Consider the following 21,110-nt stretch of genomic DNA (forward strand, 5'->3'; position numbering starts at 1 on the left):
AATTAATTTAGTGGTAATGTGAAATAAAAAGTAGAGCCTTCATCTACTATACTGGAAACCCCAACGCTTCCATGGTGCTGTTTGATGATCTCAGAGCAGATAAACAATCCGATTCCCATCCCCTGAAACTGCAGTGAAGATTCTTCTACACGATAAAATTTCTTAAATACAGCATCCTGTTTAAAATCCGGGATACCAATTCCAAAGTCGGTTACATTTACTCTTACTTCTTCTGCTTCCTTATCTACAAAAGTGGTGACAATAACCTGATTATTATCGGGTGAATATTTAATGGCATTTGTCAGAAAATTGATGAGTACCTGTTCTATGCGGATTTCGTCTAAAGGAATTAAAATATCCGGTTTTGTTCCGTGGCGCTCAATTTTCACTTCACGCTGATCATGAGTTTGTAATATTGTTTCAATCGCATTACTGATCAAATTTTCCAGATTAACCGGTTTTTTATTAATTTTCAACTTGCCGTTTTCTATTTTAGAAACATCCAGCAGGTCAGTGATCAATGTATTCAGCTTTTCAATCTGCCCCTGAACTTTCATTACAAATCCTGCTTCAGAGCTTTCTTTATCGAGTTTCAACTTTCTTTCTAATAACTGAACATAGGCTTTAATACTTGTTAAAGGAGTTTTCAGTTCATGGCTGGCGATGCTTAAAAATTCGTCTTTTTCTTTTTCAACTTTTTTCTGATCATCAATATCGGTAAAAGTTCCAACCCAGTTTTTAATGTGATCTTCATCATATACCGGAGTTACTCTAAGCAAATGATAGCGGTAATTGCCCGAAACAACATTCTTTATTCTTATTTCCAGCTCAAGAGCTTTTCCTTTTTTTCTGCATCTCTCCAACTCCTCCGTGATATCTGGGTCATCGGGATGTATTTCAGGAAAACTCTGTTCGGAGTCTGAATATTCATACCATTTACCATTCACAAAATCAACGGTTCCTGCTTCATTCAGTGTGAATGCAATTTGTGGAAGTGACTCCAGCATTAAGTGAAAATGATCTATCTGAGACTTCATCGTCACTTGTGATTCACGTCTACCCTTAACCTCCAGTTCAAGATTCTGCTGGGTCTTTTTCATGGCTATATTCTGCTCTTGAAGGTTATAAAAAGTTTTCACCTTAAGCAAAAGGATCTCTGGATCTACAGGTTTGGTTACATAATCTTTAGCACCCGAGGCATAGCCTTGTGTTATAAATTTTTTGTCTGTGTTGACAGCCGATAAAAATATAATGGGAACTTCTTTTGTTTTACTGTAATCTGCCAGTGTTTCCGCCACTTCAAAGCCGTCCATATCAGGCATTTGAACATCCAGAATAATGAGGGCATAGTCGTTTTTGAGGGCTTTACCCAGAGCCTCTTCACCAGAATTGGCTGTTTCCACCTGAAAATCCTTGGATTCGAGTAATTTTTGCAGTGAATAAAGATTACTTTGATTGTCATCAACAATTAAAATCATAGAAGTTAAAATCAATAATTAGTTACAGATATTTAAACTTCAAAAATACTCACAATATTTCAAAACATAGCAATTTTTAAAGTGTTATGAATAACTATTTCATACCACATTTTACTGTTGAAATATTAATGGAATAAGGACTGAAATGGTTGATAATATTTAAAAAAAATTATATTCTTGTGAGAAATAAAGCCTATGAAAAAATTGTTTTAGTTTACAAACGACTGAAGTTGTAAGAATTACTAAAACAATTCATGAAAATGCTTTAGAAACAAGCTGAACCTATGTTGGAAATAAGAGTGCGTTTGGTAAAAAATTTAAAAATGGGGACTTTTATCAGAGCTATGAAAACGTTTATAAAACTTTGCGGGGGATTTAATGGAAAATCAAACATCCTAAAATATAGAACATAAATAAACCATAACAAATAGTAAATAATAAAAAGCCAGAACTTTAACAGTTCTGGCTTTTTTTATGAAACTAACTTTAATTTGTCTTCTTTCTCCATTCCGCTTTTACGTCTTCTGCAGCATCTTTTGTATTTTCCCATGCTTCATCAGCCTTATCTTTAATATCATCCCACGCATCCGAAATATTAGATTTTACCCTTTCCAACCAGTCTTCCTGAGTTGCTTCTTCATCATTATTTCTTTTTTCATTGATATAATCTCTGGCTTTATCAGCTAAGTCATTAATCTTCCATTTCGCAGCATTAGCAGCATTCTTTAGAGTGTTTTCTGTTTCGTTAACTGCATTTTCCGCTTTGTTGTAATCTGAATTATTCATAATGTAATATTTAAGTATTTGGTATATAAATAAACAATATCCGTGCCTTAAAAATATTTCACTTGTTAAAATATTCTTAAAATAAATCAATAGTTATTTAAGTTTGCTTAATAATTTACTTTTTCAATGGGTTTTTCCGATCCTGCTTCACCCAGATCAGCTTAGAAGTATCGTAACCTATTTCTCTGGCTTTAGAAATGAAATTCTGTTTTACATTTTCAGGGATCTTTTTTTCACGGGAAAGGATCCACAGATAATCTAAATTTTTTCCCGCTACCAATGCATATTGATAATCTTCCAGGGCAATTACATTATATCCTGCATAAAAAGGGCCGAAAAAACTTACTTTTAAAGCAGCAACACTCTTATCTCCTCTGAATTTTGCAGTTCCATTTACCGAGACCCATTTCTTCTTTTTTATATTATATCCGCTATTGATAACATTTACACTGCTATCTTTATTAAGGCTATATTCAGCCATTGCATTGTCGAGATCCTTTTCAAAACGATAATCGAATCTTGCAATCTCATACCAGGTACCTAAATATCTATTCACATCAAACTGAGATACAGGCTGTGCTCTTTCAGGCATACTGGTACAGGATGCCAGGAAACACAATAATACACAAGCAGCAATCCGTTTAAAAATTGTTTTATTTTTCATTTTTAGTTATTTTTTTAAAGAAGTAAATATTCAGCAGAAACTGACTGTACCCATATACTGCATCTTCAACAGGAATAGTGGTCATTCTTATACCAAGAAATTCCTCAGGATTATAATTTACAACCGGAGATGGAATCAAAGATCCTGTGAGAATTCCATTCACTGCAAAAAACCCGGGCATCAAAACCAAGTATACAAAGCTGGCCTTTCCTATCCATTCTTTTTTAGCGATAAAATGGAGATAACAGAGTGTAAATAAAGTTACAATGACTGTAAGCAAAGTATATATTCTGTCATAATAAAGAAGTCCTACTACACTGAGAACAATAGCAGATGTAAATACGATAAGATTATTTAAAGCGTTAGCCCCGTTCATATTGAAAAATTTTTCCAGGCAGTAATAGGTAAAAACACAAGAAAAAGGAATACAGTAAAAAAACAGCCATTCTTCAACAGGAAGTCCTGCTATTTTAAATCCCAAAGTATAGTTAAGATCAAACCACCATACTCCTCTTGCAGTAAACCATATGTCCCAAATAATGAAAGGAATTGCAACAATGGTAGACGACAGAAGAAACTTTCCAAAAAGCTTATTAAACTGTATTCTTCTGTCAAATGAAGCTACAAAGCAAATAATGACAGTGAAAAAATTAATCAGTATGTAAGTATAAGGCATCATCTTTTGAAGTACATTTTAAAATATTTAACAGGAACCCATAGAAATCCAAAACATTCTCCTTTTTCTTTACCCAAATGTTTGTGATGCTGCTTATGAGCACGTCTTATAGCAAGAAAGTAGGGATTTTTCGTTTTTGTAAAAATTTTGGCTCTTTGATGAATAAAAATATCATGCACAAAGAAATAGGCCATTCCGTAGAGACTTATTCCAAGACCGATAAAAAACCAATAACTGAATTCCTGCTTTACTCCCAGATATAGCAAGGCAATCGCGGGGCTTGCAAAAATGAAAAAGAACAGATCATTTCTTTCAAGTTTTCCATCATGGCTGTGATCATGATGATCCCGATGCAGGCTCCATAGAAAACCGTGCATAATATATCTGTGGATAAGCCAGGTAGCACCTTCCATAGCAATAAAAACACCCAAAACAATCAGAAAATTCATAATAATGATGTTTTGCTGTTAAAAAGATCATCCAAAATATTGTATCTGAAATCGAAAATACTTTTGAGTTTTTCTTTTACAAACAGCTGATGGACAGCTCTTCCCAGAATACCAAACGGAAGCTCATAGTCTACTGTATCTTTCATCAATATTCCCTTTTCATTAGGAATGAATTCATGAAAATGATTCCAGTATTTATATGGGCCTTCTTTCTGAAAGTCGGTAAAACTTTTATACTCATCAACCTGGCTGATAATTGTTTTCCAGCCCATAGGAATTCCCAATACGGGAGAAACCTTGTAATCTATTTCCATTCCTTCAAAAACAGGCTCGCTCTTACCAGCTGAAAGAACCACAAACTTCATACTTTTCGGCGTAATTTTCGCCAAATTATGAGGGGGGTGAAAAGAACTTCCATGCCGTTTCTCTATTGCAATTCAACTGTTGTTCTCTGTATAATCTGTACATCTTTTCTTTTTTACTAATTCTTAAACTTTTCAAAAAAATTAAATTATGTTATTAGAAATAAGCAGATTTGTAGCGTATATAACTTTTGAATGCAACCAGAAGTTTCTGTGAATTTGCAATCCTGATTCTTTGCTGCAAAATATGCTGTGAGCTTGTTTTCTTTATTTTTTCAAACAGAGACAGATAATATCTGTATGCCAGATATACCCCAAAAATGGAAGAGCCCGGCAGTTTTTTAATTCCCTGTAATGCTTCTTTAAATTCTTTTTCAATTTCTTTTTCAATCTGGGCCTTTACTCTATTATCAAAAACCGACATATTCAGAGAAGGAAAATAGGTTCGACCTAAAATCTGATAGTCATCTTTCAGATCCCGCAAAAAATTTACTTTTTGAAAAGCAGATCCAAGTTTCATGGCAAACGGTTTAAGCTCTTCAAACTGCTGTTTATTTCCACCTGTAAATATCTGCAGGCACATAAGACCAACAACTTCTGCCGAACCGTAGATATACTCATTGTACAAATCAGAATTGTAATCTATTTTCTGAAGGTCCATTTCCATACTGTGTAAAAACTGACTGATAAGCTGAACATCAATATTGTACTGACGAACTGTCTGCTGAAATGAGTTCAGAATGGGATTAATTGAAATACCATCTTCCAGAGCATCATAGGTTTCAGTCTTTAACCTTTTCAAGAGTTTTTCTTTATCATAACCATGAAAACTGTCTACAATTTCATCTGCAAGCCGTACATAACCATAAATGGCATAAATAGCTGATCTTATTGATGGTTTCAATGCTAATATGCCTAATGAAAAACTGGTACTGTATTTCCGTGTAGTATACCTGCTTACTTCACAGGACAACTCATCAAACAATTTTTTCATATTAATTTAGTTTTAGTTTATTGACTTCAGACGCTACAATTTTTCCGGAAATAATTGACGGCGGTACTCCTGGCCCTGGAACAGTTAATTGCCCTGTATAAAAAAGGTTTCTGATTTTTTTATTTTTGATTTTAGGTTTTAATACTGCTGTTTGAGACAAAGTATTGGATAAACCGTAAGCATTTCCCTGAAACGCATTATAATCTGAAATAAAATCACTTACACAATAGCTTTTTTTATATTCGATTCTTGAAGAGAGGTCGTTTTCTCCTGTATACTTTTCAATTCTTTTAAGCATTTTCATCAGATATTTTTCGCGGACAGGCTCTTCATCATTAATTCCCGGTGCGAGAGGAAGCAGCAAAAAAAGATTTTCACCATCTTCTGGGGCAACATCCGGATCTGTTTTTGAAGGACAGCACGCATAAAAAAGTGGTTTTGATGGCCATTTTTTATTTTTATAAATGCAATCTATATGATTATCCAGTTCATTTTCAAAGAAAAGGGTATGGTGTTTCAAATGAGAAATTTCCCCCTTAATTCCCAGATAATAAATCAGACATGAAGGAGCAAACGTTTTCGACTCCCAATAGGTATTATTATAATTTCTGAGAGATTTAGGAATTAATGTTTCGGCATGATGATAATCTGATGAAGCAATGACTGCGTCAAACTCATACTCTTTACCATCTACCGTTATTGAAAAAACTTCTCCATTATCAGTATTGATTTTCTGGACCTCATGATTAAAATGAAAAATTACCCCCTGTTTTTCCCCTACTTCTTTCATAGCCAGAACAAGCTGATAAAATCCTCCCATCGGGTATTTGGTTCCTAAAACATAGCCTCCATAATTCATGAGACTATAGAGAGCAGGAATATTCTGTGGAGAAGCTCCCAGAAATATTACAGGGAACTCCATCAAAGACTTTAATTTTGAATCAGAAAAATATCCTGATACATATTTCCTGAAATTACTTAGGAGATCAAGCCTGAGAGCACTGCCTGCTATTTTTAAAGAAGCGAACTCCAGCCAGCTGTAACAGGGTTTGGTAACAAATTCCTTCATTCCTACTTCATATTTAAATTTTGCAGATTCCATAAATTTGTCATAATTCTTACCCGCTCCATTTTCTATTTTTTCAAAAAGTTCTCTTATTGCATCATTTTTCTCAGGAACAGAAACTTTTTCTCCTGAAAAAACCATTTCAAACTGTGGGTCTAAGGAAACAAGGGTAAAAAAGTCAGATACTTTACAATCAAAATCATTAAAAAACCCTTCGATGATATCTGGCATCCAATACCAGCTGGGACCCATGTCAAACACATACCCTTCTTTAGTTTTAAACTGTCTTGCCCGGCCTCCGGGTTGATTGTGTTTTTCAAATACATGTACTTCATTACCTGCTTTAGCAGCGTAAGCTGCTGCTGAAAGACCGGAAAATCCAGATCCTATAACCGCTATTCTTTTTTTTGAGCTTCCAGTATTCATTGTTATTTTAATTAAGAGTTTATACAACTCATTAGTCCAGTTTTTCATAAGCAGCATTCAAAATATCCACTGTTTCAAGATTCATTTGATAAACAGAATAATGGAATTCATCCAATTTAGAAAGTATTGAAATCAACAGCATTTTCTCAGATTGATTTAAATTTCCCGTTACTACCTGAGATGCTTTACGAATTTCGTCCATATGATTATTCAATACAGCAATTCCTTTATCTGTTATTTTAACATGCTTTGTTCTTTTATCTTTTTGAGAGACGGTCTGCTCTGCCCAGCCATTATGGATCAAGCGATTAATAACCAGTATACCCGATGATTTTTCCTGAACATTATGTTTTATCAATTCCATTTTTGTCATCGCTCCCAGTGTCTTTAGACTTATAAGATAAATGAAATCATCCTGACTTGAGAAAGCAGAATTACTCATAACCGAACGGGAATAAGATTTTGCATATCTGCTCATTCTAATCAATAAGGTATTGATTACACTATCGGAGCTTCTTCCTAATTCCTTGCCTATCCAATCTGGATTTTGTGACCCATGACAAGTTTTTTGCGAAACATTAAGCCATTCTATAAATCCATGAATATCATTACCATATGTAGTTTTCATATCATTTTGCTCCACAAATTGCTGAACAAGTTCTACAACTGATTTTATAAGATCAAAATTCATATTAAACAAATTAGTATACAAATATACTTATTACCATCAACAAAGTATATTAATATACTTTAAAAATTCAAACAAAAGATATAAAATACTAATTTACAGCATGTTATTTTTATAATTAAAGTAATAGGATCTAAAAAAAATGTATATAAATAAACATTTTATGAAAAAGCATATGAAGAATATGCAATGTAAAGTTTATTGTAAAGCACCATAAATACCGAAGAGTCTGCAATTGTAACTCCAAATTAAAATCATAAACCGATCATTAAACTATTTCAGCGAATAATTTGTAATTTTATTGAGCAGGGCCTCATAGTTCAATGGATAGAATAGAAGTTTCCTAAACTTTAGATCCAGGTTCGATCCCTGGTGAGGCCACAATTTATATCAAAATCAACCTATATCGGCAATAATTTAAAAATACGTGGCTGAGAAAAAAATCCCCGGAAATCTCCGAGGATAAAAACTAATAACCATGAAAACTCAAATTAATAATGAGAATCTAGTTCAAAATTAAAACATATTGAATTCTTCTGTAATCGATCACATCAATGAGTACTATTTTAAATAACTTTTTCTAAAATACCTTATTCTGCCTTCTCACTTATATACGACAAATTCATGCAATTAGTTTTTATGAATTACTTTTTAATACAGATACTTTATTACAATAAAAAACCTCCAATAAAGGAGGTTTAAATGTAATTTGAACTATAAAAAAGTGATGTGGTGTTAAATAATTTTTATCTCTAAAAACTTGTGTTAACATTTACAATGCGTATGCCAATAAACATCACTGTTTAATGAAATCATACTTTTGTGGTATCTTTTATCAAATAAAACCCCTCAAGGCCTGGTGAGGCTACACTAAACTGAATTTCCCGAAAAAAATGTAAGAATCTGAAACAATTAAATCTGATCACAAAAAAAAACCTCCCGAATCATCGGAAGGTTATACTGTAATTTGTCAGAAATATGAAATTTTCTATGAGCCAAATATAACTAAGTGTTTACACCGTCGAATATGATCTGAATCATATCGCTATGAAAAATATTCATGTATCAATGGAGAATAAAACATTAGTTTTAAAGTTATGGCTTTGCTTTTACTCAAAAATATCTGCTACTTTTTATCCATCACTCAATTTTTATCAAATTAAATTGTACATTTGTTTTCTATTATGCAAAAATTTCTCAGAGTCTTTTTTGTTTTTTCTTTACTTCTGATATTTGTTTCAAATGTCAGCGGGGTAACCACGTGTCTTGATCATGCTAAGCACACCAAAAGTAAAGTAACATATAAAAAAGGGTCAAAAGAAGAGAAAATTCCCACCTTTTCACAGGACGACGAATGTCAGTGTGTACTTCATATGCATATGAACAACATACTTCTTCCTGAACCTTTGAATTTGGATTTTGCCATCAATAGTACCAATGATAGCGAAATGCCGCAACCAAAAGCCATTTCGTATCGTTGTCTTCTGGATTTTTTCAGCTCCAGAGCTCCCCCATCCGCATTTTTCGCAGCAGCTTAATCTATGCTGCCCTAATTTTTCGTTTACAGATCTTTTAGTCTGTACTGTGATTCTGTGGATACCTGTGTCTTCACACCATTAAGGATATCCTTTTATTAATGGGCTTATTTACTGCCCGTACATTCCTATTCATGACTACCAGTAATTTTAATTATTCGGGAATAATTCATTCTATTTCCCAAAATCCGGTGAAACTTTTCAGCGTAAGTTTCATCACAGCATCATCATTTTTATATGCTCAGTCCCGCACTGAAGATTCCTTATCTACAGTAGTTCAAACTGTTGAAATCATCGGAAGAAAATCTAAAGGTTATACTTCCGACTACTCTTTTGCAGCCACCAAGATTGCTATGAAGAATAAAGATCTTCCTTTAACGCTTAATACAGTTACCAAAGAACTGATCACCGACCGCCAGGCTTTCCAGCTTGGAGAGGTTATGAAAAATGTGAACGGAGTTTCTCCTTCAAGCTATTACAACCAATACAACATCCGGGGAATCAGTCAAAATGAAGAAGGACAGATCATCAATGGAATGCGTACCAGGCAGTATTATTTTTTACAGCCAATGACTTCCAATATTGAACGTGTAGAAGTTTTCAAAGGTCCCGCAAGTATTACCATGTCCAGTGTAGATCCCGGAGGAACGATCAATATGGTCACCAAAAAACCATTGTCTAACCCTCGTCATGAGATCAGTTTATCAGGAGGTAGCTTTGATACCTACCGTATTATCACAGATCTTACAGGTCCTTTAAATAAAAGTAAAACTTTACTATATCGTTTTAACGGAGCCTATCAGAATGCCCATTCATTCAGAGATCATGTTAAAAACAGCGGTATTCTGATCTCCCCTTCCGTCACCTTTGTTCCTAATGAAAAAACATCTGTAAATGTGGAAATGATTTTCAATGATCTTTATGGAAATCTAGACCGTGGACAACCTATTTTCGGAGCGGTGGCAGGAAAAACAGATTTATACAGCACGCCAAGAACTCTGAATCTGGGAGCTCCGGACGATTTTTTTAAAACCAGAGAACTCATATTAATGGGAACGGTTGCTCATCATTTTAACTCGTCTATCAGTTTTAATGCTTCCTATATGAAGCAATACTGGAGAGAAAACCTTCAGGAGCACAGAACAACCAACTCTTTTGTCCCTGATATGGATAACAAACCGGTTTCCAGTCTTGCCATGATGCAATTTGTGCAGAGAAAACAAAACTGGGCTACAGATAATATTAATGCTTATTTTAATTTTAAATTCAAAACAGATTCTGTTCAGCATCAGGTTTTGATAGGCTATGACAATCAAACTTGGGAAAAACGCAAAGGCGGACAGCAGAATGCAGCAAGAGGTTTTCTGTTAAAGAACGGTACTGTAGCTTCTTCCTACAATCCCGCAAAAGCTTCAGATTATCAGACCATCAATTATAATGGGACAGTTATTCCTCTGCCTAATGTAACGCCATTTGACCTAAATCCGGGAGCTATAAATTATCAGGGTGCAGATTTTAATACATTGAATGTAATTACTCCTCTACCCTCTGCTCTTACTACGACCCATGCAGCTTATATACAGCATCTTTTCACCTGGAAAAAGTTTAAAATATTATCAGGACTCCGCCAAGAGTGGTTTCAGGATATTACCAACTTTAAAGATTCCAATGAGTCATCTTTTAAAAATAACAAACTTCTTTACAGGTTCGGTATTACCTACAGCCTGACAGATAACATCAATCTGTATGGAACTTATTTAACCGGATATCAGCCCCAATCCAATACGGTAACCTTAATGCCCAATACCTCCAGTCTTACAGGATCTGCAGCCAGATTTAAACCTTTGACTTCTGATCTCAAAGAATTAGGAATCAAAGCTCAGCTTTTTGGCAGAATCTCACTGAATCTTGCCGTATATGAGATTAACCAGAGAAATATTTTAATCAATGCCAATAATCCTTCAGAACCTGATGAGCTTGTACAGCGTGGTACTGACCGAAGCCGTGGATTTGAAGCTGAGTTTTCAGGACATATTCTTCCTCAATGGCATATTTACGGAGGCTACAGCTATATTGATGCTAAAATACTGGATGATACCAACCGTGATCTTATAGGAAAAAGGAAAGAAAACACTTCTAAAAATTCGGTTAATATCTGGACACGTTACAATTTTTCAACTATTGAACTGCTCAAAGACTTTGGAATCGGTGCAGGAATCCTTTATCAGAGCTCTAAAGCTCCCTGGTTTACGAGAAGTTTTGAACTTCCCGCCTATACAACAATAGATGCTGCCTTGTATTACACTCCGGCAAAATCTGTCCAGCTTTCGTTTAATCTGAATAATATCACCAACAAAGTCTACTGGATAGGGGCTCAGAACTATTTAAGGCTATTTCCGGGAACTCCAAGAAATTATTTACTAACTGCTACTTATAAATTTTAAATTATGGCTATTTCAAACTTACAACTGATGGTGAGAAAAACCTGGCAGGATTTGTTTAAAGGAAAACAAAATCTTCTCACCACTATTGCCGTACTCTTATTCTGTATGCTGAGTATTGGTATAGGATATACAAAATATACGGACTCTTTTTCGAAAATAAAAGAATACCGCAAAGAAGTCAGGGAAAGCTGGGAGCATCGACCAGATAAGCATCCGCACCGTATGGCTCATTATGGTTATTTGGTTTTCAGAATCGGGCATCCATTGAATATTTTTGACAATGGACTAGATGATTATCTTGGAAATGTCATATTCCTAGAGGCTCATAAACAGAATACCGCCAACCTTTCGGAAGCGGGAAGTTCAGGTACTTTGGTCAGATTCGGTGCGTTTAGCAGTGCGTTTATTCTGCAAAGTATTGTTCCATTGATTATTCTTTTTTTAGGATTTGGATTAATTGTGCAGGAACGTGAGAATGCCACTTTAAAGATTATCAGTGTACAGGGAACTTCAGGAAGGGATATTATCTGGGGTAAAATTCTGGGGCTCTGGCTTTTTTCTCTATGCTTTCTGGTTCCGGTAATTCCTATTGTTTTTATGGCAGCATTCATGTCAGAGACAACAAATCCGGCTGATATTGTTTTACGGTTATCATTTCTGCTGCCATCTTATATGATCTATTACTTTTTTATCTGTACATTAACTGTTGTGGTGTCTGCAAACAGTAAAAATACCTCATCAGCATTGATCAGCCTTATTGGTTTCTGGCTTCTTTTCATTATCGTTTTGCCCAAAGGAGTTCAGTTTGCAGCACAGAATTTATATCCTGCTCCTTCCCGAATTTCTTTTGAAACAACACTGGAAAAGGATATTTTAAAATCAGGAGACAGCCATAACCCTGATGATCAGCATTTCAAAAAAATCAAAGATTCTTTACTGGCAAAATATAAAGTGAAAACAACCAATGAACTTCCATTCAACTATGGCGGATTTGTCATGAAGGAAGGAGAGAAAATAAGTTCACAGATTTACATCAGACATCAAAAAGAATTGCAAAACATTTATAATAAGCAGCAAAGACTGACTGATTTTTCAGGATTGATCAATCCCGCTATTGCTATTAAAAACTTTTCGATGATTGCTACAGGCACAGATTTCTTCTCTTATAACCAATTTCAGAAACAGGCAGAAGAGTATCGCTATCAGATGGCTCAGCATTTAAATGATTTACAAATTGAGCAGATCAGCAATATTAAACCGGAAAACGGCGGTCCACCTGCTGTAATCGACAAACACAACTGGGAAAGGTTTCCGGATTTTAAATACCGATATATTTCTGTACTGGACAGTATGAAAGAACAGCCAATACCTGTCACAGCATTAGGTCTCTGGTTGATTATATCCATCGTGGCCATCGAAATAAGTGGAAGAAAATTAAAACTAATCTAAATGAATCGTTATTTATATACCCAATTTCACCGTAACAAGTCATACACTATTGCATTGTTGTTTTTATTCATGGCCGGACTGATGGCTATTTATACCGGGGAAAAATTTCTTGACAGAAACGAAGATATCATCTCCAAAAGCGGAGCCTTTCAAAAAGAAAGTATAGAAAAAAATGCAAAATTTCATAAGGATGATCTGGGACTGGTACTTTATTATATTAAATTTAATCTGGTTAATGAAACTCCCAGGCTTGCAGCTTTAAATATTGGAATGCGTGATTTGAATCCATCCATCCAAGGAGTAACCATCCGAAATCTGGAGGAACAGCGCTACAATGCTGATTTTTACAATCCAGCCAATGCTGCTGTTGGAAATTTTGATTTTAGTTTTGTTATTGTTTTCCTTTTTCCGCTGGTGATTGTAGCATTCTGTTATAATTTGATTTCCGAGGAAGAAGAAAGAGGAACCTGGAAACTGCTTTCGGTACAGAGCGACAATCTACAAAAGCTTCTGGATCAGAAGATGTTCATACGGCTTTTGGCAGTAACAGCTGTATATTTTACATTAATTATTATTGCTTCTGTCTGGATAAAAATACCTTTAGACTCCTATTATATTGCTTTTCTAATCAGCGGATGGTTTTATATTCTGTTCTGGTTTGCCCTGTGCAGATGGATTGTTTCTTTCCGAAAATCATCGGCTCAGAATGCTTTGATCCTTTTGATTGTTTGGGTGGGAATCAATTTTATTATCCCAATGAGCAGTAATATCCTGATACAAAAACTCTATCCGGTGCATGAATCCCTTAAAGCGGTGATAGAACAGAGGGAAGGTTATCACAACAAATGGGATGAGGCCAAGCGCCCTACGATGGAGAAATTTTACAAAGCCTATCCTCAGTACAGAAATTTTACCGTGGAAGAAAATGATGCCTTCACCTGGACTTGGTATTATGCCATGCAGCATATGGGGGATCTTGAATCTGCAAAATCATCAGAACAATACACAGAAAAAATGCAGAAACGGAATCAGGCCGCAGCTTATTTAGGATTTCTACTTCCGAATCTTCATACTCAGCTTGTAGAAAGTCACCTGGCAAAATCTGATATGCAGAATCATTTGCAGTATGCATCATCACTTAAGAAGTTTCATGAGAAAAAGCAGTTGTTCTTCTACCCTCTTATTTTCTCCGGAAAGAATGCCGAATCTATCAACTGGGCACAGCAAATCATACAGGTATTCAAATTTTCTTCATCTATTAAATGGGGACAGATACTTCTTCCATACCTCATCTTTATTGCTTTATTCATCATGCTTTCACAATACAAATACAGAAAACTATGTTAAAAACGGTCAACTTACATAAAAAATACAACGATTTTACAGCACTTCATTCTCTTAATCTGGAAGTAAAGAAAGGAGAAATATTTGCGCTGCTCGGGCAAAACGGAGCGGGGAAAAGTACAACGATCAACATTCTTCTGGGAGTCATTAAAGCCACTTCAGGAGATGCTTTCATTAATGATATTTCGGTGCAGGAAGAGCCTCAGAAAATTAAAAAACATCTCGCTTATATTCCTGAAACCGTTCTTTTATATCCTAATCTTACCGGAATAGAAAATCTTGATTTCTTCTCCAAAATTGCAGGATTTGATTATCAAAAAGATGAATTGTCTGCATTACTCAAACGCACAGGATTACAGGAAACCGCTCATGAAAAAGCACTGGGAGGATACTCAAAAGGTATGCGCCAGAAGGTAGGTATTGCCATAGCTCTGGCCAAAGATGCAAGAGTACTTCTACTGGACGAGCCTACCAGTGGATTGGATCCCATTGCTACAGCAGAATTTACGGAAATTATCCGCCAGCTGGGTAAAGAAGGCAGAACAGTTTTAATGGCTACTCATGACATCTTCAATGCCGTAAGTGTCGCCACTAATATTGGAATTATGAAACAGGGGGAACTTGTACAGAACTTAACTTCCAAAGCATTTACAGCGCAGGAATTACAGGAGCTGTATCTAAAAACGATTTAATATTCAGTTACTTTCATATTAAATATCAATTGGTTGATGCCCGGTGACATTTTTGTTACCGGGCATTTTGCTGATATTGTATTATTTATGCTAGTGCTTTTTTGTATTCGGATAAAGCTCTTTCGCGGGCAAAGGTATGTTCTACAATCGGAGAAGGATATGCTGGTGTATTCCATTCCGGAAGCCATTTTTTGATATACTGTAAGTCTTTATCAAATTTTTCCGTCTGAGCAGTAGGATTAAAAACCCTGAAATAAGGAGCCGCATCACACCCTGAACCTGCTGCCCACTGCCAGTTTCCATTGTTAGCAGACAAGTCATAATCGTTGAGCTTTGAGGCAAAATAAGCTTCACCCCAACGCCAATCAATCAGTAGATGTTTACATAAGAAACTAGCAACAATCATTCGCACCCGGTTATGCATAAAACCTGTCTGATTCAATTCTCTCATTCCGGCATCTACGATTGGGTAACCTGTGGTTCCTTCACACCAGTGTTTAAACTCTTCCTCATTATTCCGCCAATGGATATTGTCATACTGTCTTTTGAAAGATTGATGCACCACCTTTGGAAAATGATATAAAATCTGCATAAAAAATTCACGCCAGATCAGCTCTGAAAGCCACACAGCATTATGTTTCAATGCAAAAGCTACACACTTTCTGATGCTTATGGTTCCAAAGCGTAAAGCTATTCCGAGTTGTGTAGTATGCTGAAGTGCAGGATAATCACGAAATTGATCATATTTATCAATAATAGCAGCATCCAAAACCGGTTTTTTAAAATCAAATTCTGTTTTTTTGAAACCTATCTCCTTTAAAGTAAGAATGTCAGAATACTCCTGTGGAAAGAGATTTTTAAAGTCTGGTTCGACAGATTGATAATGTTCGGGAGTTAATGCTTCTCTCCATTTCTTTGCAAAAGGAGTGTAAACGGTGTAAGGTGAACCATCTTTTTTAATAATCTGATCCTTATCAAAAATTACCTGATCTTTATAAGCTTTAAAAGGAATATTCTTTTCCTTAAAAAAATAATACACTTCCTTGTCTCTCTCAATCGTATGAGGTTCATAATCCCGGTTACAGAAAACACCTTCAATAGTATATTCTTCTGATAGTTTCTTGAATATTTCTATAGGCTTTCCATAATAGGTATTAACTTTTGAGTGGTATTTTTTTAATGAAATATTGATATCCATCAAAGCCTGATGAATATAATCAACCCTCCGGTCTTCTTTATCTTCCAGCTTTCCCAGAATCTCAGTATCAAATATAAAAATGGGGATTACCGGAGCATTAGACTGGAGTGCATGATGAAGCCCGACATTGTCCTCCAATCTCAAATCTCGTCTGAACCAGAAAAGGGTGATTGTATTTTTCATAAAAGTTTGTTTCAATTTCATTGATCATTTCTGTTTTAGAAATGCTTTCTTAACTATGGATAAATATACAGATTTTAACCTATAAATAATTTTAGCAATTTGTATGATTTGGCTTTATCATTACAATTTGCATGATAATATGAATTAAAATTTTCCGACATTTGCCAAGAATTTTTAAATGAACAGAAACTCACCGCAATGGAAGAATTTGAAGTACCGGTAACTTATAAGGGTAAAGAACTGCTTTTCAACGGAAAACTGGCTACATTCTCTTATGGATATAAGCTTTACGTAGATGTAGATGGAACAGAAGTCGTTATTGAGCGCGATGATCATGGTGACTTAAGAGCTCTCCTTCCGGATGCTACTTCGGAAAAAAATATAGACAAAGGACTTATTGAAGCGATTATTGAGGTTTTTAAAGAACTTCAGGTTTTGTAATTCGTTCTCAATAAAAAAAAGAGACTTCGGAAAAGTCTCTTTTCATTCAAATATATTGAATTTCGTTTATTCAAAAACTACATAATTTACTTTATCTACCCCCGTATTTCCTGTTTTCTCGTGATAAGCATACAGCACGAGCTCATAGTTTCCCGGCGAATTGATCATGTGACTTCCTTCAAACAGATTGGTTGAAACTAAAGACATATCTATATTCTTTACCAATTTGCCATCTTTTTTCAAAATTCCTTTCACTTCAAGCTCATCGGAATTCCATACGCCTCCTTTATCAACGACACATCCGCACATCATCACAATATTAGCCTGAAACAGAAAAGGTTTATCTTTAATACTATTCAAAGCAATATATTGATGGGTTCTGGGTTTCAGAATATCAATAATATATCCCGGAATTTCAAGAATAATGCCTTCTCCAAGAATGTGCTTGCCTGGAATCAGCCACAGCTCTGTACTGACAACAGCCTGTGCCTGCTTGCTGTTCAAAGGAGAAATCACTTCTATATTCACAAATGTAGGCTCATCAATATCCACCGCTGCCATAAAACCACCTGTCTGTTCATCTACAATGGAGCTTCCTCTTACTTTAGGAGTTTTCATAATCAGATCTGTGTTTCCGGTACTTCCAACGGTATTTCCTTCCGCGAGAATTCTTTGATTAAGCTTATTTCTGATGATAATATGGGCACCTCCCAGTGAAGTTCCGATAAATTTGGCATCTCTTGCTTTTGCTCTGATCATGATTTTCGTTTCCATTGCCGAAACCAGATTCGTGGAAAAAAGAAATGCTGTAATGAGAAGTAATGCTTTCATGATTGAATTGATTTTAAATATTCCTGTTTAAATCTGTGATGAAAAGATTCATTTTTTAATTTCTGATCAATATCATCCAGATACGTAAAAATCGACAGATCTTCTGATAATACCTTCAGAATTGCTTTTTCACAACTGTCCCAGATCTGCTCCAGCTGAGGAAGCATATCAATGGCTTTGAGAGATAATGAAATGATCTGCTTTCGCTTATCTACACTATCTTTTTTGATGATGAGATAACCGCTTTCGCTCATTTTTTTGACGATAGCCACAACGGATGGATGTGAATAGCCCAAAGGCTCAGCGATATCGGTAATAGAAATTTCGCCTTTTTTTTGCAGCAACATAAAAACCAGATACCAATTGGGTTCCACATCAATTCCGAATTCTTTATAAAACTTCCGCACATCATGAGACATCCGGTCGCTGATTCTTTTTAGTCTGCTATCCAAAGCTTTATATCCTAATTCTTTAATGAAGTCAAAATCCATCTGAAATATATTTGCTGTAAATATATAAAATATAAAGTCAACTATATAGTTAACTTTATATTTTTTAAAATCAAATCTTAACCTAATAAAAAAAGCCTTCTTATAAAAAGATATTTACTTGAAACTTTTCCTGTATTCTCCGGGAGTTACTCCTCTGTATTTCTTGAACAGTTTGGAAAGGTGGCTTTCATCACTGAACTGGAGCTCGTAGGCAATCTCACTGAGTCTGACACTGCTGTATTTTAAATAGGTTTCCACCAGTTTTAATCTATAGTCCAGCAGATAATCCTGATAAGAAATTCCGGTTTGCTGTTTAAAATATTCTCCGAAATAATTCCCGGAAATACCAAAATGATCGGCAATAACCTGAATTCCAGTTTTCTCTCGATCTTTTATATGCTGCTGAATATAAGTAATGATCTTCATGATGGAAAAAGCTTTCCGGTTTTCCTGCAGGTCTGAAGTTTCGCTGTGAATGATATTTCGGGCAATCAGATTCAGAAGGATCGACATACTGTTTCGGATAATAAGGTAGTCTTCTGCTTTATTTTTGAACTCATTGACAATCTGCAGAATAAGGATTTCTGCAAAGTTCTCATCATTTTTATTCCTGAAGACACATCCAGCTCTTGCATGGTAATTATGACTGATATATTGTAACTTATACAAATTCTCACAGCTTTCAATACGGTCTGCCTCCAAACGGATTTTATCAATAAATTCCACCGGACATTGAATGCTGATAAGCTGAGCCTCCTCACTTTCAAACTGATAAACTTCCTGCTGCGGAATAATGAAAAGCTTACCCTGAGAAAAATTAATAGTACGATCATCATAGGTAAGCGTACCCTTTCCTTTGACAATATAAACGAATGATAGAAAGGTCTTTGTTTTAAACAGAATGTCTTCTTCTTTCAGTTGTATTTCCCTTACATCAATTTCTTCAAGAGGCACTCCTTTCATAATACACTGTATTTTCCTCCAAAAGTACAATTTTAACAGAATACAAAGCGGTTAATTTTGCATAAAAAAATATGAAAACCTATCCGAAAAGATGGCAGGCACTCAATTTTCTGATTGCAGGAGCTTTTCTTTCACCTCTGGATTATTTTATCGTCAATATGGCTCTGCCTTCCATCAAAAAAGCATTAAATGCCAGCGATCATCAGCTTCAGATGGTTATTGCCATTTATGGACTTACCTATGCAGCAATTGTAGTATGTGGTGGAAGGCTTGGTGATCTTTATGGCCGCAAAAAGATATTTATATCAGGATTATATACTTTTCTGTTTTCATCTCTTGCCTGTGCTTTTTCTCCGGATGTTACATGGTTGATCATTTTCAGATTGTTTCAGGGGATTGGTGCATCATTGCTTGCCCCACAAGTATTGGCTTCCATAAAAGACCTTTTCAACAGTCAGGAACAGCCCAAAGCTGTAAGTCTTTTCAGTTCAGTATTTGGCCTTGCCTCCGTGATCGGGCAGTTGTTTGGCGGGGTTCTTTTAAGCATGCATTGGGGACATTTCTCCTGGGAAATGGTATTTCTTGTGAATGTACCAATTACTATTATTTGTATTCTGGGCATTCATTTTACGATGGACAACAGTAATCGGAAAGAACAAACAGGTATTGATTTTACGGGAGCTTTATTATTAGTTCTTGCCTTACTGTTGCTCATCTGCCCTCTTATTTTCGGTCAGAAATTCGGATGGGCATGGTGGATTTTTGGAATTCTTTTTGCCGGAACCTTTTTATTAATTTTATTTATAAAGTACGAAAAGAAACAGCTTCAAAATAATCGCCCGATACTTATAGATCCGGCCTTACTGCAGCAGAAACCTTTTGCACTAAGCCTTCTGATTATTTTCTTTTACAATTTCACTGCAGGTTTATTCATTTGCTATCCTTATTATCTTCAGCAGTTTCTTCATCAAAACTCAATGCAGACAGGATTGTCCATAGTTCCTTACGGGCTTGCCTTTTTCATAGCACCTTTGGTTACTTCAAGGATTAAGCAGACAATTTCGAAAATGATCTATACAGGACTAGGATTATTAATGATAGGTTTTGTGATAAGTGCAGCTGCTTTTTATTTTCAGCAAAAACCTTCTTTTGTCACTCACATTCCTCTGTTTATTGCCGGATTTGGACATGGCACCATTATGCCTGTCATGATGCGGACAGCTATTTCTCTGGTTTCTAAGGATAAAGCCGGACAAGCCTCAGGATTGGTAAGCATAGGAATTCAAATTGGAAGTGTCACCGGAGGAGCTATTATTGGTACATTCTTTTTTAATCTGATACCCGTTCTGGGATTCACAGATGCATTTGCAGCAGCTGTAGGGATGATAGGTATTTTTCAACTGATTGGATTATGGGCAGGAAACAGATTAAGAAAAATAATTGATTGAAAGATAAATTTAAATCAAAAATAAATACATTTAACAATGAACAATACAGAAAAGATCGTTTGGGAAATTGAAGAATTCCACAGGAATATCGAAAAATGGTTTCAGGGGAAAGCGGAGAATCAGGAAAGTCTTTATAAGGAACTATTATCCGGATTTTCGCCAGATTTTAAGATGATTAATGGAAATGGTGACATTGTTACCCTATCAATGTTTACTGAATGGCTTCCAACCGTATTTGGAAAATTTCCGGAGCGAAGTATTCAGGTTGAAAATATTGAAGTCAATCATTCTGAGTATCATGGATTGGCGATTTATATTGAAACACAGGTCACGGGAGAAATCACCACCAAAAGAACCTCATCAGCTATTTTTCTTCTTAATGAAGAAAAAGCACTGTGGCTTCATCTTATAGAAAACTGGATATAAAACCTGTTTAAACTTTTATTTTTCTTAGGAACAAAATAGAAAAAGCCAGATAATGTAGGCTGATCCATGTAATATT

Annotated in this window: 21 protein-coding genes and 1 tRNA gene; 9 read left to right on the plus strand and 13 right to left on the minus strand. The window is 35.4% G+C overall.

Annotated elements, in window-relative coordinates; genetic code table 11:
- Positions 1 to 2 precede the first annotated feature (2 nt).
- The 9 genes from CQ046_RS19020 to CQ046_RS19060 form a co-directional block, all read right to left on the minus strand.
- Positions 3 to 1,478: a response regulator gene (locus CQ046_RS19020; RefSeq protein WP_105703798.1), complete on the minus strand. Its 1,476-nt coding sequence runs from the start codon at positions 1,476 to 1,478 to the stop codon at positions 3 to 5.
- Positions 1,479 to 1,964: 486 nt separating this feature from the next.
- On the minus strand, positions 1,965 to 2,264 hold the full coding sequence (locus CQ046_RS19025) for a hypothetical protein (protein ID WP_105703799.1): 300 nt from the start codon (positions 2,262 to 2,264) through the stop codon (positions 1,965 to 1,967).
- Between the two features lie 115 nt (positions 2,265 to 2,379).
- A complete protein-coding gene (locus CQ046_RS19030) occupies positions 2,380 to 2,928 on the minus strand; it encodes a lipocalin family protein (RefSeq protein ID WP_105703800.1) in 549 nt (182 codons plus the stop codon).
- A complete protein-coding gene (locus tag CQ046_RS19035) occupies positions 2,918 to 3,607 on the minus strand; it encodes a lycopene cyclase domain-containing protein (RefSeq protein WP_105703801.1) in 690 nt (229 codons plus the stop codon). The genes CQ046_RS19030 and CQ046_RS19035 overlap by 11 nt, the downstream gene beginning before the upstream one ends.
- Positions 3,604 to 4,053, minus strand: a complete 450-nt coding sequence (locus CQ046_RS19040; RefSeq protein WP_105703802.1) for a sterol desaturase family protein — start codon at positions 4,051 to 4,053, stop codon at positions 3,604 to 3,606. Before CQ046_RS19040 ends, CQ046_RS19035 begins: the two co-directional genes overlap by 4 nt.
- Positions 4,050 to 4,442, minus strand: a complete 393-nt coding sequence (locus CQ046_RS19045) for an SRPBCC family protein (RefSeq protein WP_317047030.1) — start codon at positions 4,440 to 4,442, stop codon at positions 4,050 to 4,052. The genes CQ046_RS19040 and CQ046_RS19045 overlap by 4 nt, the downstream gene beginning before the upstream one ends.
- Before the next feature lie 130 nt (positions 4,443 to 4,572).
- Positions 4,573 to 5,409: a phytoene/squalene synthase family protein gene (locus CQ046_RS19050; protein WP_105703803.1), complete on the minus strand. Its 837-nt coding sequence runs from the start codon at positions 5,407 to 5,409 to the stop codon at positions 4,573 to 4,575.
- Between the two features lies 1 nt (position 5,410).
- Positions 5,411 to 6,901, minus strand: coding sequence for a phytoene desaturase family protein (locus tag CQ046_RS19055; RefSeq protein ID WP_105703819.1), 1,491 nt, complete (start codon positions 6,899 to 6,901; stop codon positions 5,411 to 5,413).
- A 31-nt stretch (positions 6,902 to 6,932) separates the two neighbouring features.
- Entirely contained in the window at positions 6,933 to 7,592 is a 660-nt protein-coding gene (locus CQ046_RS19060; protein WP_105703804.1) for a MarR family winged helix-turn-helix transcriptional regulator, read from the minus strand.
- A 306-nt stretch (positions 7,593 to 7,898) separates the two neighbouring features.
- On the opposite strand from CQ046_RS19060, the gene CQ046_RS19065 reads away from it, so the two are divergent.
- The 6 genes from CQ046_RS19065 to CQ046_RS19090 all read left to right on the plus strand — a co-directional run bounded on the left by CQ046_RS19065 (position 7,899) and on the right by CQ046_RS19090 (position 15,053).
- Positions 7,899 to 7,970, plus strand: a tRNA-Arg gene (locus tag CQ046_RS19065).
- An 803-nt stretch (positions 7,971 to 8,773) separates the two neighbouring features.
- A complete protein-coding gene (locus CQ046_RS19070) occupies positions 8,774 to 9,127 on the plus strand; it encodes a hypothetical protein (RefSeq protein WP_105703805.1) in 354 nt (117 codons plus the stop codon).
- A gap of 131 nt (positions 9,128 to 9,258) precedes the next feature.
- On the plus strand, positions 9,259 to 11,568 hold the full coding sequence (locus tag CQ046_RS19075; protein ID WP_228406995.1) for a TonB-dependent siderophore receptor: 2,310 nt from the start codon (positions 9,259 to 9,261) through the stop codon (positions 11,566 to 11,568).
- Positions 11,569 to 11,571: 3 nt separating this feature from the next.
- A complete protein-coding gene (locus tag CQ046_RS19080; protein ID WP_105703807.1) occupies positions 11,572 to 13,017 on the plus strand; it encodes an ABC transporter permease in 1,446 nt (481 codons plus the stop codon).
- A complete protein-coding gene (locus tag CQ046_RS19085) occupies positions 13,018 to 14,364 on the plus strand; it encodes a DUF3526 domain-containing protein (protein WP_105703808.1) in 1,347 nt (448 codons plus the stop codon). It abuts the gene before it with no gap.
- The gene (locus tag CQ046_RS19090; RefSeq protein WP_105703809.1) at positions 14,358 to 15,053 is read left to right on the plus strand and encodes an ABC transporter ATP-binding protein; all 696 of its coding nucleotides are present in this window, start codon (positions 14,358 to 14,360) and stop codon (positions 15,051 to 15,053) included. Before CQ046_RS19085 ends, CQ046_RS19090 begins: the two co-directional genes overlap by 7 nt.
- An 85-nt stretch (positions 15,054 to 15,138) precedes the next feature.
- Here CQ046_RS19090 and CQ046_RS19095 read toward each other — a convergent pair whose 3' ends face one another.
- Complete coding sequence (locus CQ046_RS19095; protein WP_105703820.1) at positions 15,139 to 16,434, minus strand: cryptochrome/photolyase family protein; 1,296 nt, start codon at positions 16,432 to 16,434, stop codon at positions 15,139 to 15,141.
- 198 nt (positions 16,435 to 16,632) lie between these two features.
- On the opposite strand from CQ046_RS19095, the gene CQ046_RS19100 reads away from it, so the two are divergent.
- Positions 16,633 to 16,875 carry a hypothetical protein gene (locus CQ046_RS19100; protein WP_105703810.1) on the plus strand — a complete coding sequence of 81 codons (243 nt, stop codon included), beginning with the start codon at positions 16,633 to 16,635 and terminating at the stop codon, positions 16,873 to 16,875.
- Positions 16,876 to 16,941: 66 nt separating this feature from the next.
- On the opposite strand, the gene CQ046_RS19105 is transcribed toward CQ046_RS19100, so the two are convergent.
- From CQ046_RS19105 to CQ046_RS19115, 3 genes are all read right to left on the minus strand, one after another.
- A complete protein-coding gene (locus CQ046_RS19105) occupies positions 16,942 to 17,706 on the minus strand; it encodes a hypothetical protein (RefSeq protein ID WP_105703811.1) in 765 nt (254 codons plus the stop codon).
- Positions 17,703 to 18,197 carry a MarR family winged helix-turn-helix transcriptional regulator gene (locus CQ046_RS19110; RefSeq protein ID WP_105703812.1) on the minus strand — a complete coding sequence of 165 codons (495 nt, stop codon included), beginning with the start codon at positions 18,195 to 18,197 and terminating at the stop codon, positions 17,703 to 17,705. The genes CQ046_RS19105 and CQ046_RS19110 overlap by 4 nt, the downstream gene beginning before the upstream one ends.
- A 114-nt stretch (positions 18,198 to 18,311) precedes the next feature.
- The gene (locus CQ046_RS19115) at positions 18,312 to 19,160 is read right to left on the minus strand and encodes an AraC family transcriptional regulator (protein ID WP_105703813.1); all 849 of its coding nucleotides are present in this window, start codon (positions 19,158 to 19,160) and stop codon (positions 18,312 to 18,314) included.
- A gap of 71 nt (positions 19,161 to 19,231) precedes the next feature.
- Here CQ046_RS19115 and CQ046_RS19120 point away from each other — a divergent pair, with 71 nt between their 5' ends.
- Together CQ046_RS19120 and CQ046_RS19125 are read left to right on the plus strand one after the other, a co-directional pair.
- The gene (locus CQ046_RS19120; protein ID WP_105703814.1) at positions 19,232 to 20,608 is read left to right on the plus strand and encodes an MFS transporter; all 1,377 of its coding nucleotides are present in this window, start codon (positions 19,232 to 19,234) and stop codon (positions 20,606 to 20,608) included.
- Positions 20,609 to 20,644: 36 nt separating this feature from the next.
- A complete protein-coding gene (locus CQ046_RS19125) occupies positions 20,645 to 21,034 on the plus strand; it encodes a hypothetical protein (protein WP_105703815.1) in 390 nt (129 codons plus the stop codon).
- Positions 21,035 to 21,110 lie beyond the last annotated feature (76 nt).

Origin of the sequence: Chryseobacterium sp. MYb7 (genome assembly GCF_002979455.1) — a bacterium.
GTDB lineage: Bacteria > Bacteroidota > Bacteroidia > Flavobacteriales > Weeksellaceae > Chryseobacterium.